At 61.3% G+C, this 14,854-nt stretch carries 14 protein-coding genes; 4 read left to right on the top strand and 10 right to left on the bottom strand.

What is annotated here, in order from left to right; all coding sequences use genetic code 11:
- The first annotated feature begins 90 nt into the window (after positions 1-90).
- A complete protein-coding gene (locus HV782_RS18735; RefSeq protein WP_123462371.1) occupies positions 91-429 on the top strand; it encodes a DUF6124 family protein in 339 nt (112 codons plus the stop codon).
- Between the two features lie 481 nt (positions 430-910).
- Positions 911-2,062 (top strand): M14 family metallopeptidase, encoded by a 1,152-nt coding sequence (locus HV782_RS18740; protein ID WP_186744410.1) that lies wholly within the window; start codon positions 911-913, stop codon positions 2,060-2,062.
- A 147-nt stretch (positions 2,063-2,209) separates the two neighbouring features.
- Here HV782_RS18740 and HV782_RS18745 read toward each other — a convergent pair whose 3' ends face one another.
- From HV782_RS18745 to HV782_RS18765, 5 genes are all read right to left on the bottom strand, one after another.
- Positions 2,210-2,755, bottom strand: a complete 546-nt coding sequence (locus HV782_RS18745; protein WP_128615418.1) for a cytochrome b — start codon at positions 2,753-2,755, stop codon at positions 2,210-2,212.
- On the bottom strand, positions 2,752-3,858 hold the full coding sequence (locus tag HV782_RS18750) for a catalase family peroxidase (RefSeq protein ID WP_123462365.1): 1,107 nt from the start codon (positions 3,856-3,858) through the stop codon (positions 2,752-2,754). The genes HV782_RS18745 and HV782_RS18750 overlap by 4 nt, the downstream gene beginning before the upstream one ends.
- A gap of 121 nt (positions 3,859-3,979) precedes the next feature.
- Positions 3,980-4,744, bottom strand: a complete 765-nt coding sequence (locus tag HV782_RS18755; RefSeq protein WP_186744412.1) for an enoyl-CoA hydratase-related protein — start codon at positions 4,742-4,744, stop codon at positions 3,980-3,982.
- 51 nt (positions 4,745-4,795) lie between these two features.
- A complete protein-coding gene (locus HV782_RS18760) occupies positions 4,796-6,130 on the bottom strand; it encodes a ferredoxin reductase domain-containing protein (protein WP_186744414.1) in 1,335 nt (444 codons plus the stop codon).
- Positions 6,127-7,728 carry an amino acid adenylation domain-containing protein gene (locus tag HV782_RS18765; protein WP_186744416.1) on the bottom strand — a complete coding sequence of 534 codons (1,602 nt, stop codon included), beginning with the start codon at positions 7,726-7,728 and terminating at the stop codon, positions 6,127-6,129. The genes HV782_RS18760 and HV782_RS18765 overlap by 4 nt, the downstream gene beginning before the upstream one ends.
- Before the next feature lie 270 nt (positions 7,729-7,998).
- Here HV782_RS18765 and HV782_RS18770 point away from each other — a divergent pair, with 270 nt between their 5' ends.
- Positions 7,999-8,505 carry an RNA polymerase sigma factor gene (locus HV782_RS18770; RefSeq protein WP_128614791.1) on the top strand — a complete coding sequence of 169 codons (507 nt, stop codon included), beginning with the start codon at positions 7,999-8,001 and terminating at the stop codon, positions 8,503-8,505.
- Positions 8,502-9,257: an anti-sigma factor family protein gene (locus tag HV782_RS18775; RefSeq protein WP_128614790.1), complete on the top strand. Its 756-nt coding sequence runs from the start codon at positions 8,502-8,504 to the stop codon at positions 9,255-9,257. Before HV782_RS18770 ends, HV782_RS18775 begins: the two co-directional genes overlap by 4 nt.
- Before the next feature lie 89 nt (positions 9,258-9,346).
- On the opposite strand, the gene HV782_RS18780 is transcribed toward HV782_RS18775, so the two are convergent.
- The 5 genes from HV782_RS18780 to HV782_RS18800 form a co-directional block, all read right to left on the bottom strand.
- On the bottom strand, positions 9,347-10,315 hold the full coding sequence (locus HV782_RS18780; protein ID WP_123462353.1) for a Csu type fimbrial protein: 969 nt from the start codon (positions 10,313-10,315) through the stop codon (positions 9,347-9,349).
- Complete coding sequence (locus tag HV782_RS18785; protein ID WP_186744418.1) at positions 10,315-12,672, bottom strand: fimbria/pilus outer membrane usher protein; 2,358 nt, start codon at positions 12,670-12,672, stop codon at positions 10,315-10,317. The genes HV782_RS18780 and HV782_RS18785 overlap by 1 nt, the downstream gene beginning before the upstream one ends.
- Before the next feature lie 314 nt (positions 12,673-12,986).
- A complete protein-coding gene (locus HV782_RS18790; RefSeq protein WP_186744420.1) occupies positions 12,987-13,775 on the bottom strand; it encodes a fimbrial biogenesis chaperone in 789 nt (262 codons plus the stop codon).
- A 34-nt stretch (positions 13,776-13,809) separates the two neighbouring features.
- Positions 13,810-14,310, bottom strand: coding sequence for a Csu type fimbrial protein (locus HV782_RS18795; RefSeq protein WP_186744429.1), 501 nt, complete (start codon positions 14,308-14,310; stop codon positions 13,810-13,812).
- Positions 14,311-14,314: 4 nt separating this feature from the next.
- A complete protein-coding gene (locus HV782_RS18800) occupies positions 14,315-14,851 on the bottom strand; it encodes a Csu type fimbrial protein (protein WP_123462345.1) in 537 nt (178 codons plus the stop codon).
- Positions 14,852-14,854 lie beyond the last annotated feature (3 nt).

Genomic DNA, 14,854 nt, shown 5'->3' on the forward strand with positions numbered 1-14,854 from the left:
ATATTGTAGTATTTAAATTCTGGTCACAACTACGCATCGTACTATTCTGCAAGCACGGATTTTCAATCAAACAAGGAGTGGCCCATCATCATGAATATCAGCAGCAAAGACTTGCCCGATCTGCAAATGGACACCATGTTCACCTCGCCTCAAGGCAATGCCGCGGCGCAGCGCGCCCTGGATTACTACTTGAAACCAGCTGTGTCAGAACCCGAGTCGGGCGAGCGTTTTTTCAATGTCAGGCACCATCTCAGTGGCGAAGAAGCACTGGTGCACGCCTCGGATCTGTTGCGTTGCGCCGCCGCCACTGCGTTCAAGGCCGCAGAGAACCTGCAGGGCGCGAGTCGCGACCTGGCGTTTTCAGTGGTGCACATGGTGGATATGGCGCGGGCAATGGTCGACCATTCGCTCGATGGCGATGAGGTCTGAACAACCTTGAGTGGAACGGACGGAAAAGAATTTTCCAATCGCGCAGATAAAAACATTTGACTTGCAAATGATAATGATTATTATTGCAAGCAACTGGTCGCGAGATCAGTCGATGGGCCAGAGACCTTAGGTCGGTCTTCTGGACTATCTCCTCATCAGGCTAATCACGGTTTTTGACCCGGCTTTTTGCCGGGTCTTTTTTTACCCGTTTTTCGGGCTTATGGCTTCAGGCTAATGAAGTCTTTGAGTGCTGCAAATTCGATGGCGCGGATAATATCAAAAGAATATCGGTTGGCAAGCGAAGCCCGGCCACATTGGGGCGAACTTCAGATAATTAGCACTTGAGAATCAACTACACAGTCTCTAAGCTGCATTCGCGTCATGGAAGACGCCCCCCGCTACAGCCCTGCAAATCCCCTCGGTCTCACTTCAAGCTTGCGTGTAAAGTAACAGCCATAAAAATCATATTCAGGAAACGATTATGACCGTGGCCAAATCTTCGTTCGATATCAGTGCCAATTTCGACAGCGGCAACATTCAAGTCATCGACATCTCCAATCCGCTCAATCCGGTCCTGGCCATCCGCCCGGACACTCGCAGCCCGCACTTCCAGTGGTTTCACTTCAAGGCCAGCGGCCTGCATGTTCATCAAGAACACTGGTTTCGCCTGGTCAACGCCAGCCAGTCCTCTTACAACAAGGCGTGGACCGGCTATCAGGCCGTCGCGTCCTACGACCACGTCAACTGGTTCCGCATTCCTACCAGTTTTGAAGGTGACAGCCTGCGCTTTTGCCTCGAAGCCGAGCAGACGCACGCCTGGTTCGCCTACTTCGAACCCTACAGCCGCGGTCGCCATGACTGGCTGATCGCTCAAGCGCAGACCAAGGCTGGCACCGAACTGCTGGCCACCGGCAAAAGCGTCGAGGGCCGCGACATTCAGTTGCTGCGCAAGGGCAGCGGCGCCGAAGGCCAGCGCAAGGTCTGGATCATCGCGCAACAACACCCCGGCGAACACATGGGCGAATGGTTCATGGAAGGCGTGATCGAGCGCCTGGAGCGCCACGACGACCCGGTGTTGAACACGCTGCTGGCCAGCGCCGACCTGTATCTGGTGCCGAACATGAACCCGGACGGTGCCTTCCACGGTCACTTGCGCACCAACGCCATGGGCCAGGATTTGAACCGCGCCTGGCAGAACGCGAGTCAGGAACTCAGCCCCGAGGTACTTTTCGTACAACAGCAGATGGAAAAGTACGGCGTCGACATGTTCCTCGACGTACACGGCGACGAAGAAATCCCCCATGTGTTCACCGCTGGTAGCGAAGGCAATCCGGGATACACGTCACGGATAGAGAAGCTTGAAGAGCATTTCCGCACGCACCTCAAGCGCACCACCAAAGATTTCCAGACCAAATACGGCTATACCCGCGACGAACCGGGCCAGGCCAATATGACCCTGGCCTGCAACGCCGTTGGTCAGAAATACGATTGCCTGTCGCAGACCCTGGAAATGCCATTCAAGGACCACGACGATGCGCCGAACCCGCTGACCGGCTGGTCGGGCAAACGCTCGAAACAACTGGGTAAAGACGTGTTGACCACCCTCGCCGACATGGTCGATATCTTGCGCTGACCCCCTCCCCGCGTGCCCTGAAGATCGCAGCGCGTCTGCGATCTTCAGGGCAGTTCCCGGGTAACGTGTACAACGCACAACCGCTGTGGGATACGGGTGGCTGCCCCTGCAAAGTGGCGCATCGACACAATGCGCCACTCAGGAAAATCAGCCGCGATCGCGTCCGCGCAACATGCTGTCGAGCACCTCGTCGCGGCGCACCCAGCCATGAAACAGCGCAGCCGCCAGGTGCAACAGCACTGTCAGGAACAACAGGTACGCCAGATACCCGTGGGCCTTGCGCAATAACGCAAACAGCTGCGCATCGGCCGGCACGATCGACGGCAGTTGCATTGTGGTGCTGAGCATTACCGGTTCGCCCGATGCACTGATCATCGCCCAGCCGAGCAACGGCAACACCAGCATCAAGGCATAGAGCAGCACGTGCGATGCCTTCGCCGCCATCACTTGCCAACCCGGCAGGTCCGCCGGCAATGGCGGCTGTCGAGTGGAAATGCGCACCAGCAAGCGCACAATCACCAGCGCCAGAATCGCTATGCCCAACGGTTTGTGCAGATGAATCAGCCATTCATGCCGCTCGGAAACCGAAGTCACCATACCGGCACCGATAAACAGCATCGCGATGATCATCAGCGCCATCAACCAGTGCAGCAGCCGCGCCAACAAAGCGAAATGTGTCGGTTGAGTGCTCATGGACGAGCCTCCTGTCTGGCGGCGGGCAACTGGCTGACTTCGCTGGTGCGACGCAGGTAGGAATTGGCGTAACCGGCGGAGCGTGCTGCGAGCAGCGGGTCGTCGGTGCCTTGGATACCGGCTGGCAGCACCAGCGGGTCATAGTTGATGTCACGGCACTCGCCGCTCAACTGCGGTTGGGTTTTCTCCAGCACCAGGGTGCCGGCGTTCAGTACCTTGCGCCCCTCGGGCCAGGTTTTGCTGGCGTCGTTCACCGGGTCATCGGCATTGGCCAGGGTGATGTTCAACTGAAAACGCAGGGGCGCCGCGGCCAGGCGTTGCACCAAGTCTTTCTCCAGAAAATCGCTGCCCTCAGGCGCGGTGGCGCCCGCCGTGTCCTGGGCCAACGGTTTCATGCTCCAGCGCACGGCCTGCTTCTTGCCGCTGGCATCCACCAGATAGAACGCGTTGACGCTGTTGTAGGTTTCAGTGGCGTAACTGGCTGACGGCCTGGCGGTCTTGATCCACGTCAGAAATGGCACCGCCTCCGGGTGCGCGGCAAAGAACGCCGGGACCTTGGCCGGGTCCGGTTTACCGGTGGCCGGGTCCGGCGACTGCGCCTGTTGCAACTGATAGAACGCCTCGGGCGTGCCCACCGGGAACACCGGCATGCTGTTCATCCCGGTACGCCACTGCTGACCGTTGGCCTGGGTGAAGCGCAACGCCAGACTGCGAATCGGCACGCTGTTGTCCGGCGCATAGGGATTGCCCGCCGGCAAGGCGAAACGTCCGACCACCGGGGTCCGCGGATCGTTGAACACCTGCGCCGTGGAGAACGCGCGCGCCTCACCGCTGCTCTCGAAATGCCCGATCACGCACACGCCCTTGGCGTGATTGCGGCGGAAGCCGGGATGCACGCCGTTGTTTTTCTCCAGCACATCGACCAACGCCTTGGGCGTCAGCCGTTGTGGCTCAAAGTTACCGTGCACGTAGGCAAACGCCCCGGCTACAGCGCCGACCACAACGGCAATGCCGGCCAGTCGAAATAGCAGGCTCGCGGCACTCAAGGGCGGGCGCTGCGGCCTGCCAGGCGGAGAAGCGTGGGGTGAGGTGGGATCAACCATGAAAGACTCCAGGGCCAATGGCCATAGGGGAAGGTGCTATAAGACGCCCGTCTCGTAGGGTTATTCCCTTTGCACTGTAGTTTCTTTCATGGCTCTGCGTGTGATGCCGCGTGCAGGCAGGCTACACCTGATCAAAACGGGGTTCGCGCTTCTCCAGAAACGCCTGCATGCCCTCTTTTTGCGCCGGGGTGGCAAACAAGCCATGAAACACTCTGCGCTCGAACAGGATGCCATCGCTCAACCCCGACTCCAGCGCTCGATCAACCGCTTCACGGGCTGCCAATGTCGCCGTTCGTGGAAACCCGGCGATGCGCTGCGCAACGGCCAGCGCCTGCTCAAGCAATTGATCGGCGGCCGTCACCCGCGACAGCAACCCCGCCTGTTCCGCTTCCCGAGCACTGATCGAACGCCCGGTCAGGATCATGTCCATGGATTTTGCCCGGCCAATCAGGCGCGTCAGCCGTTGAGTACCACCCATGCCGGGCATCACCCCGAGGGTAATTTCCGGCAAGGCGAACGTCGCGGATTCGGCGGCGATGATCAGGTCACACATCATCGCCAGCTCACAGCCACCGCCATAAGCGTAGCCCGCGACAGCAGCCACCTTCGGCGTCCGGAGCCGGGCAAAGGCATCCCATCCGGCGAAGTAATCTTGCTCAATCATGTCCAGGCAGGATTTTTCATGCATTTCCTTGATATCGGCGCCGGCGGCAAAGTAATCCTTGGTCCCGGTAATCACGAAGCACCCAACGCCCGGATCAGTGTCCAGCCCGTGCAGGGTTTCCAGCAGTTCACGCATCATTTCGGTGTTCAGGGCATTTCGGGCTTGCGGGCGGTTGAGCCGGATCAACACGACTCGGCCCTGTCTTTCGATCAACAGATTCATATTCATCTCATGTCGGTAAAAAGTGTCGGGAGGAAAACAGTCGCCGCGAGCTCAGGAATCCCAGATGGCGCCGTAGGCCGGTATGCCACGCGCTTCCATTTCTTCGACCACACGTTCAGTCAGCCGCTGATTTGAGATGCAAATCACCGCTTCAGCGCCGAACGACTGCACGGCGGCATAGGCCAATGTCACCAGATCGGGTTTGCCGGACACATCCGTGTCCCAGATCAGCGCATCAGGCTGGGCCTCGAGGATTTCGTCCACCAGCGAATCGCCATACGTGGCTCTCGGACTGCGGGTCGACCAGATCAGGCGGATGGGCACTTGCCTGGCGAGTAAATGGGGCAACACCGGTCCGATACCGCTGCCGGTGGCGATATACACCACCGATTTGAACAGTGTTTCGATATGCGCCACGCCGGCCGTGGTGATGCCCTTGACCCAGACATGTGTTGGCGCCTGCTCGATGAACGCCCCGGTCCAGTCGCCGGCCCGGGAAATGATCAGGCGGAAACCCTCCTTTCCCGGTGTGGGAATGTTGGCGAACGAATGCCATTCCCACAGCGGATTACGGCTGATCGCTGTGGCGGAGCCGGCAAACGGGGTGTGGTGCTCCAGGCGCACTATCACCGCATGCGACGAAGGCCGCACGAGGCTGACTGGCACTTTGCGTAATCGCAGCCACGGCAAGGCAATGCTCATCGTGACCAGCAGCAACATCCAGAACGAGGCGGACTGCACCAGCACATCGTTCAGCGCAGCCGCGCCATCCTGCTCCCGCGCAGAGACCAGCGTCATTGCCCAAAACATCGCCAACGCGGCCCACCCGGCGAAACGGTGGGTGCGTTCGAACGCATTATGAAAACGCCCGCGCAAGGTTGGCATCGCCATGACTGCCACCAGTAACAGGAGCCCCAACAACCCGCCACTCAGCCCGATCAGCGTCAGCGAAACGCCCCCCGCCCCTTCGAGCCGCTGCCAGATCATCGAACCGAACAACAGGGCAAACCACGCAATCGCGGCCATTGCGCCACCACTGTGCAGGCCGCCGAAGTGATAAACCTTGGCCAGCGACCGGCGAACCGCCAACGGCCAAGTCGTGGGCGCCCGGGTGGCCAGCCAGAACAACAGATTGATGAGGTACTGCTGACGAATCAGTATCGCCAGAGACAGATTCGCCACCACCAGTGCCGACAACATCGGCAAATTCACACCGGCGGTGGACCACCACTGCCCGACCGTGATGCCGTACACCAGCACGGCGATGTTGCAGGCCAGCACTAACACCACCAGACGGTTGTAATGCGAGAACATCGGCAGTGTTCCCAGACGTTGCCAGAGTGGCCGCCGGGCAGGCAGGACGATGCTCACCTGTGGCGCACTCATGCCTGCACCCGCACTGGCTGCCCGCCGTCTGTTTGTTCGGCCTGATGCGCCACTGCCCACTCAAGAAGCAAACGCTTGTCGACCTTGCCCCGGGACGTCAGCGGAATCTCGTCAACGGCGAGTATCAACGACGGCACGCAATAGTAGGCAAGCCGCGCTTCACAACAGGCACGCGCTGCATCGACATCTGTACTGGCGGGATAAACGAAGGCCACCAGATGACGATTGTCGAGCTTCAGCGTGACCGCCCGCTCGCAGGTCGGCGCGGACTCCAGCGCCGCCGACACCGCGTCGAGTTCAACCCGAAAGCCTCTGACTTTGACCTGATCATCGACACGCCCCAGATGTTCAAGCTCACCGTCTGCGGTCCAGCGCCCCAGGTCACGCGTGCGAAACATCATACGTCCCTGGCCCAGAAACGGATCGGGCTGATACCGCTCGCGGGTCAATTGAGCATTGCCCAGGTAACCCGCCGTCACACAATCCCCGCCCGCCCACATCTCACCCTGCTCGCCCGGTCCGCACAGCTGCCCTGCTTCATCAAGCACATACACCGTGTTATTGGGCGTCGGCTTGCCGATCGTCAGCGCCCCCGAACCCCGATAGTGCTGCATGGTATTGACGATGGTGGTTTCGGTGGGCCCACAGGCGTTGTAAAACGTGCAGAACTTCGCCCAGCGATCTGCCAGCGGTTGCGGGCAAGGTTCACCCGCCAGAGCGACGACTTTCACCCGGGTGCAACGGGCGGGATCAAGGGTGGCGAGAATCGACGGCGTCGCAATCAGCACATCACAGTGTTCAGCGGTCTGCGCGATGTCTTTGCCCCGGATCAGCAGGGTTGCACCGTGGGCCAGACAACCCAGTACTTCCCAGGCCGCCATATCGAACGCGATGTTGAGGATCTGTCCGACTTTCAACCCCGGGCGCATCCCGAGATCACCGGGGCTGGTCAGCAAAATATTGCACACGTTGCGTTGGGTCACGCGCACGCCATTGGGCAGTCCGGTGGTGCCCGAGGTAAACAGGACAAAACACAGTGAATCCGCTGACGACGTTGCGCCACCGATGTTCAGTTCGTCTTCGGCCACGGTGTCAGCACGGATGACTTCATCCAGATGAATGCACTGTTGCTCCGAGTCCAAGGGAATCGCCTGCGCCAGCTCAGACAGGGTCAGCACGACCCGCACCCGGGCGACCGTCATGATGTGGCGCAACTGCGCAGCGGGAGTAATGCTCACGTGTTGAGGAATGTAAGCAGCGCCAACTTTCAACACCGCCAGCATGCCCACCAGCATCGGAATCGAGCGCTCGACAAACAGCGCCACGTGGTCGCCAGGAAATACACCGTGTTCGAGCAGCGTCGTTGCGAGCCGATTCGCCTGGCGGTTCAACTCGCCGTAAGTGATGGACTGGCCCTGATGCTGCGCCGCGACAGCTTCGGGCCGTTCAACGGCTTGCGCTTCGATTGCGCGATGAATCAATGGCGCCTCCGGCGCGACTTGCGGGCCTCGACCGAAACGCTGCCAGGGATTGGGCTCAACGGTCACCTCGGGTGCAAAGCCTCGTAGGGACCGGCTAGATATCGCGAACGCTTGCATGAGGAAACTCCCGTTTTCTGATTTCAACCATTTTTGGTGGTCACGTCCGTCGGGGGCATTGATTGCACCGTCGGGAAACGCGCCTTTCAAACGGGTTGATCCGGGAATACGAAAACCATTACACGCACTACAAATCGCGACGAACTATCCTACAAAGCAAAGGAAAAAGATTTACAGCACCTCCTCTGGAATAACCTTCGACGAGGAGCGTCTTGCTTCCCGACGCTGTTTTTTGCGCCTCAGAGCATTACCCTCCATGAAGACTTCGGCATGAACGCACTCGACGAACAACTGCGTGAACTCATCCCCAGATTGCGCCGCTTTGCCGTGTCATTGACGCACAACAGCAGCAGCGCCGACGATCTGGTCCAGGCGAGCCTTGAACGGGCCCTGTCGAGTTGGGGCGACAAACGCGCCGACGGTGATGTGCGTGCCTGGCTGTTTGCGATCCTCTACCGGCAGTTTCTCGATGCCTATCGGCGCTCCCGACGCTATGCGCGGATGCTCGAATTCTTTACCGGCCGGGACGATGCCCAACCTTCGGTCGAACGCACAGTCATCGCCCAATCGACGCTGCAAGCCTTTGATCGCCTGCCCACCGAGCAACGCGCCCTGCTGCTCATGGTTTCGGTGGAAGGCCTGACTTATAAAGAGGTCGCCGAGGTTCTCGACGCCCCGATCGGCACCGTGATGTCGCGTCTGTCCCGTGCCCGCCAGGCCTTGCGCCTCCTCAGCGACGGCGAAATCAATAGCCCTTCTTTGCGGATACTCAAATGATCAGCCTGCCTCCCAGCGAGCGTGATTTGCACGCTTATGTCGACCACCAGCTCAGCGACGCCGACCGGCGTGCACTGGACACCTGGCTGGCCAGTCACCCGGATCAAGCGGCCCAGGTTCGCGCCTGGCAACAGGATGCCCAGCAATTGCGGGCGGCGCTCGGGGGGGCGTTGCTGCAACCGGCCAATCCGGCCCTCGACCCGGCGATGATCCGGCAGCGCCGCAAGCGCCAGACGCAGCGGCACCTGGCGAGCGCCGCCGTCTTGTTGATGGCCGTGGGCATTGGCGGTTTCAGTGGCTGGCAGGCGCGGGAAATGACCCTTGTGCGCCCGTCCCTGCTACCGATGACCGACGCGTTGCAGGCGTATCGACTGATTGCCCAGCAAGGCATGTTGCCGGCGGACTACAAGGTGGCTGACAACGGCGATATGCAGCGCTGGCTCGACCGCTATTTCGCCCGGGCCAGTCGCCTGCCGGACCTGACGGCAGCAGGCTTTCAACCGGTCAGCGGGCGACTGCTCAGCACCGATGAGGGCCCGGCGGCGATGGTGATCTATGAGGACGGTGGCGGGCACAAGGTGAGTTTCTATGTGCGCCCGCCGGGACCGAAAAACACCTTTTTGCCACGGGGCAGCCGCAGTGACGGGGATTTGCAGGCCCAATACTGGTCGGGCGGCGGGTACAACTATGCGATGGTCAGCCCGGTCGACACACCGGTCACCTCATTGCTCAAGCAGTCCCAATCCTTCTGAAAATGCCGAAAAACCGGTGGGAGCCGACCTGTTGGCGATGGCGTCGGATCAGCCACACTTTCTACTCCACAGGAGAAATCCGTGTCTGCTCAGAACCCCACGTCGAGCACCACGTTGTCCACATACGTCCCCGCTGGCGGCGTGGCCTGGTCGGTGTAGATCTTCGCGTTGTAATTGAAAATCTGACTGCCCGTGCCCAGCCCGTTGCCAGGATTGACCTCGGCATCAGTGCTCGCCCGCCGTGCCGCGCCGACGCTGCCCCAGCGGGTACTGCCGGCGCTTTTGAAAATGTCGTAGGCCAGATAATTACTCCCGGAAATCATCCGCCGCCGCCCGCCGGTGCTGAGCGGATTCTGCCCGTCGCTCAAACCCACGGTGTAGGCGCTGCCCTTGGTGCAGGCCAGGTTGATGGTCTGCCCGGTGACCGGCGTGAAAGCGCTGACCACCGGGGCACTGCCGAAGGCAATGTTCGGCGCGGTGATCGTGCAATCGTTGGACACGGTCAGGTTGACCGTCAACGTCGTCGTGCCACTGTTGATGTCGCGACCGACACACACCGAACCGATGCCGATGCCCGAGCAGTAATTCCAGTTCCAGAAAATGCTCAGGGTCTCGGTGTACACCCCGGCCGCCACATTGCTGCCAATGGTCGTGCCAAGGTACAACGGCACGGTTTTCGGTGTCGTGCCGTTGAGCAGGCCGAGGGCGTCGATGATGCCATTGCGCGCAAAGTCGAAGGCGGTGCCGCGCGTCAGCGGGTAACTGGTGCTGTTGTTGGCGTAGATCGTGTAACTGATGACGTCACCCGTGGGGCCGACCAGCCCACTTTGCGTCGAGGACACCGTGCCCCAGAAATGATCACTGCTGGTCAACAGCGACAACAGCGAACCGGTGCAACTCAATCCGCCATTGAGTGTGGAACTGGGCTGCGAAACGGTGCGCACGGCAATCGAACTGATCGTGCCGAAGGCCGCCGGCGTGGTGCCCACCACCGAACACAGCGCCTGCGCCGCGCCCGGCAGCATCAGCATCAGCCACAGGCACAACCGCGCGGCCATCACTGACACACCAACGGGCCAATCAACGGCACCTGGTCCTGATTCAGATCGACGCTGAACTGCACCTGGCAGGTCTTGCCGTCGGCCAGTGTCACCTGCAGCGAATTCTGCGCCTGCAGGTTCTCCAGATACACCAGTCCGTCCCAACCGACCACCGTGCGCGTGCCGCTTTGGTCATGCAACACGCCTGCGCCCAGCGGCAGTTCGCGCTGCTGCGCGTCGACCAGAACGATGCTCGCGGCGCTGACCCGGGTCAGCGCAAACTCCAGCAGATAACCGCTGCCACGACGCACCGCGATGCGTTGCTCGACGTTGGGGCTGCGCACGTTCGCTGGCAGGTTGAGCGGATCGATTTCGTATTTGCCGCGGTAATAGGCGCTGCTCCACGGCACCAGCAAGTGACCGTTCTTGTCAGTCTGGCCGACCCGCTGGTTTTCATAGCGCACCGGAATGTCGGCGAAACCGTCGGTGCTGACCACGACAAACGCATCGTCGATGCGATTGGCGGCGAACACCTGCCGATCCATCCACACCAGCGAACCGCTGGCATCAGCCCAACGAGTTTCGGCGTCGGAGGTGCCGTAGACACCGGCCTGCAATTGCACTGATTGCAGACGCCAGGTCACGTCGGCCTGTCGGTAATCCGGCCCGTCACCCTTGGCATAGCCCAGATTGAACCCCACTCCGCCCTCGGTCGGCACCGCACGACTGTAGTTGACGCGCTGCTGGGTCTGCCCGGTCTTGCTGCGTTCGCTGCTGAGCGCCAGGCTGCCACGCAGATCGAACGGAATCACCAGTTGCGCCTGCACGGCCCAGTTGCTGTCGCCGATTTCGCGATTGGCCGACAGGTAGAAACTGCTGTTGCGCCACAGCGGCTTGCTCCAGCTCAGGTTGAGCAGGCGTGTGCGCGAATCGTCGGCGGCGCGCACGTCGAAATAACCCGCACCGAGGCTGCCCCAGCGGTCGAGGTTGAGGCTCAGGGTGGCCTGTTCGCTGCGGCGGCTGAGACTGATGTAAGGGCTGTCGACCACAGTCAGGTCGGCGTACTGAGCGTGACGTTGCAGGCGCTGGTAAGAAAAGCTGAAACGCTGATTGCTGTACTGATAGCCGAGGCTCAACTGCTGACCGCCCTCGCCGTCGAAACGGCTTTCGCTGACGGCGCTGTTGAGCACGCCAAAATTGCCCAGGCGCAGGTTGCCGCCCAGACCGCCGAGGGTCAGCGAGTCGGCGGCCTCGGCATGGCTTTCGAGGGTGAAGCTGTCGCTGACGCCATAGCGCAGGCTGCCAGCGCTCACGCCCGGGCCGTAGCTGAAATCTTTCAGGGCGTAGTCGCGGCGCAAGGTCCCGGCGGCCACGGAAAAGTCACTCAAGCCCTTCTGCAACAGGCTGCTGGTGACGTAGAACGGCACCGTGGTCGACACCTGCCGCCCCAGCGCATCGGTGGTCACCACCACCGCTTCCCCGGCACCGTTGATGAACGGAATATTGGTCAGGGTGTACGGCCCCGGTTGCAGCTGCGCACTGCTGGACTTGTAGCCATTGATAAACAGGTCCACCGAGGACGGCACCGCTGCTTCGCCGGCAAACTGCGGCAACGGATAGGTGACCAGATCCGGACGCACGGCGAAATCGCGAGAGAACTGGACGCCACCCAGGCGCACCGAACTGCTCCATGGCAAGGCGCCGCTGACCACGTCACCGGCTTCGTAGGTGAGCATTCGCTCGTCATCGGAATAACGCCATGTGGTGTCGTAACGCAGGTAACCATCGTTCAGCGTGCTGAGCGAATCCCCCGACAAGGTGCGCCGGTATTGCCCGGTATTGGACAGCGTGCCCCAGCTGTCAAACAGCCGCACTTCGTTCCACGCGGCCAGGTAAGTACCGGCATCATCGGTGTCGTTGAAGTACAGGTCATAGTTGAACAACGCGCCGAAACTGCTCAGCGCCGGCGTCCGCGGATAGGCCTCGCGATTGCCGATAAACTGCTCCGGCAACCACTCCGGCGGCACGTCCAGCAGCAGGCGCTGGCCGACGCTGTCGTAATCACTGTGCAGCCCGGGCAAGCTGTCGAGATCGACTTCAGCGCTGATGTTGTCCGGCAATTTCATGCCGGTTTCGCGCAACGCTGTGGCTGGCAGAAACAGGCGCCCGCCACGCTGCTCCACGGCCACGACACGCCCGGTATTCATCTGGTTGACCACCAGTTCCAGAAACAACTGTGCATCACTGACGGCCTCCATGCCGCTGGGGGGCGGCGGCAGTTCGCCGGCCCCGGCCGGTTGAACGAACACCAGGCAACACGCGCCGGTCATGAGCCACAACGGACGCTGGAGACGGCGAGCCCATCCTGGGCTCATACACGTTTGACGTCCGTCAATGGACTGAATCCTCCTGATATTGCTTTGCCGAAACCGGGGGTTGCGAGGTGGCTCATTCCTTGTCGCGACGGGATTATCTGTGGCGAGGGGATTTATCCCCGTTCGGCTGCACAGCAGTCGCCCGGCGGTGCTCGGCTAAATGGAAGAAAGGACGGGGCCGCTTCGCGGCCCAACGGGGATAAATCCCCTCGCCACAGATAAATCCCCTCACCACAGATCAATTCGCTCCACAGATCAATTCGCTCACCTCAGAGAAATGCCTTCATCTCGGATCCCCCCTTCACCACACGAAGTCAGCGTGCCGGCGTAATGCTCTGCACCTGCGTCGCACCATTGACCCGCACCTGCAACGCCGAATCACCGGCCAATCCACCCGGTGCCGGCCAGCGCATCACCGCCCCCGGCAGCACGTAACCCAGCAGCCCTTCGGCCAGCGGTTTGCTGTGCCCGCCCTGTTTGATTGCCACATCGGTCAGCCGCGCATGCACCGCGCCCTGATTACGCACTTCCACGTAAGGCTTGCCGTCCACCGCCACCGTGCGCCAGCTCAATTGCGGCAAGCCAATGCCTTTGGGATCGCGCGCGCGGGTGCTGTCTTCCTTGCTCCACAGCCCCGCGCCATAGGCGAACAGCGGCACTGAATAGCGCATCTGGAAGCGGATCGCCGCGGCAGTCTTGCCACCATCAGCGACGGGGGGTTGAGCAGAAGGGATTTCGTCGATGATGATTCGGTAAGCCAGTTCCTGCCCCGGCGGCACGTCTTTGGTCCGTGTCAGGCGCACCAGCTGTTTCTGCCCCGGTTCGATTTTCGCCACCGGCGGGCTGCCGATCACGTCGCGCTGGTTCTGGTATTGCTCCTGGAAGCCGTTCTGGCTCCAGCCAAACACGCGGATCTGCAGGTTGGCGGTTTCGTTGCCGCGGTTCTCCAGCCACAGTGCGCTGGCCTGTTGATCGGCTTCCAGCACCGGATCAATGGGCCAGATCAACACCGAGCTGGCGGCCTGTACATGACTCATTCCCATCATGAGCAACGCCGCTACCGCGCCATGCCCGAGCGACCGCCGTGACGTGTAACACCCCATAAACCTGCTCCTTGTCGGCCATCGAGACTTCGCCTCACCACGACAGTTGCACCTGCAACACATCGCTGTACGTCCCCCCAGGCTGATTGCCCGGCAATTGCACCTGCCCATAAATCGGCAGGCTGATGTTGTTCGCGTCGCTGTACGCCACCGCCACACTCTGACCAACGCCCAGACTCTGGCTGTACGCCGCATCGCGAAACAGCGCATACGCCACCCGTGCACTGCCACTGTTGAGCTGCATGTGCCGGCCGCTGTTGTTGTACTGGCCGCCGTCGACACTCATGTTCAGCGTCACCCCCGGTGTGCACTGCAGTTGCACGCCCCCGGTCAGGGCCACCTGCACCGTGTCAGTGGCCAGGGCCGAGCGCGAACCGAAATTCAGCCCGCCATAGTTCGACACCCCGCCCACCACCAGGCAGCCCGCCGTCACCGTCGCGCTGACCTGAAAGCTCTGGCTGGTGGCCGCCGTCAACGGCAGCGGCGCACTGCCCGCGCAAAACAGGAGCAAGGCGACAGCGCCAGAGCGGCCCATGGCATCAGAACGTCAGTTCAACAGCGACGGTGTCGGTGTACGTCCCGGCCGGCAAACCGGCCTTGCCCACCGCCTGACCGTAAATGTTCACGGTCTGCGCCACACCGGTACTGGCGGCGAGGTTGATCGTCCCGTCAATTGCCAGCAGCTGCGAATGCCCGGCATCGGTGTACAGGTCGTAAGGCACGTAGTTGGCCACCCCGTCGTACAAGGCTCGCGTACCGCCCGGTGACATGCCGTCATGGGAGCCGGCCCGCACCTTCACTGTCGGCGTGGTGCCGCTGGAGCACAGAATCGACAGCGCCCCGCCGCCACCGCCGAGCACTTGCCCGGTGGCGGTGGTGAACAGGCTGTTGGCGGTGCCGAAGTTCAACGCACCGAAATTCAACCCGCTGGAGCCGCCGGCGCCATTGACCTGGCAACTGCTGATCAGGATCAGGCTGGAGGTGATCTGGCCGGTGACCGTCGTGGCTGCATTGGCACTGGATGCCAGTGTCAGGCCCAGCAGCGACAAACCGAGTGTTGAAGCAATCCTGCGCATGGT

The sequence above is a fragment of the Pseudomonas monsensis genome (genome assembly GCF_014268495.2).
GTDB lineage: Bacteria > Pseudomonadota > Gammaproteobacteria > Pseudomonadales > Pseudomonadaceae > Aquipseudomonas > Aquipseudomonas monsensis.

Coding starts and splice junctions, on each gene's coding strand:
- HV782_RS18735 (WP_123462371.1), top strand. CDS start 91: ATGAATATCAGCAGCAAAGACTTGCCCGATCTGCAAATGGACACCATG.
- HV782_RS18740 (WP_186744410.1), top strand. CDS start 911: ATGACCGTGGCCAAATCTTCGTTCGATATCAGTGCCAATTTCGACAGC.
- HV782_RS18745 (WP_128615418.1), bottom strand. CDS start 2,755: ATGAGCACTCAACCGACACATTTCGCTTTGTTGGCGCGGCTGCTGCAC.
- HV782_RS18750 (WP_123462365.1), bottom strand. CDS start 3,858: ATGGTTGATCCCACCTCACCCCACGCTTCTCCGCCTGGCAGGCCGCAG.
- HV782_RS18755 (WP_186744412.1), bottom strand. CDS start 4,744: ATGAATCTGTTGATCGAAAGACAGGGCCGAGTCGTGTTGATCCGGCTC.
- HV782_RS18760 (WP_186744414.1), bottom strand. CDS start 6,130: ATGAGTGCGCCACAGGTGAGCATCGTCCTGCCTGCCCGGCGGCCACTC.
- HV782_RS18765 (WP_186744416.1), bottom strand. CDS start 7,728: ATGCAAGCGTTCGCGATATCTAGCCGGTCCCTACGAGGCTTTGCACCC.
- HV782_RS18770 (WP_128614791.1), top strand. CDS start 7,999: ATGAACGCACTCGACGAACAACTGCGTGAACTCATCCCCAGATTGCGC.
- HV782_RS18775 (WP_128614790.1), top strand. CDS start 8,502: ATGATCAGCCTGCCTCCCAGCGAGCGTGATTTGCACGCTTATGTCGAC.
- HV782_RS18780 (WP_123462353.1), bottom strand. CDS start 10,315: ATGGCCGCGCGGTTGTGCCTGTGGCTGATGCTGATGCTGCCGGGCGCG.
- HV782_RS18785 (WP_186744418.1), bottom strand. CDS start 12,672: ATGAGCCCAGGATGGGCTCGCCGTCTCCAGCGTCCGTTGTGGCTCATG.
- HV782_RS18790 (WP_186744420.1), bottom strand. CDS start 13,775: ATGGGGTGTTACACGTCACGGCGGTCGCTCGGGCATGGCGCGGTAGCG.
- HV782_RS18795 (WP_186744429.1), bottom strand. CDS start 14,310: ATGGGCCGCTCTGGCGCTGTCGCCTTGCTCCTGTTTTGCGCGGGCAGT.
- HV782_RS18800 (WP_123462345.1), bottom strand. CDS start 14,851: ATGCGCAGGATTGCTTCAACACTCGGTTTGTCGCTGCTGGGCCTGACA.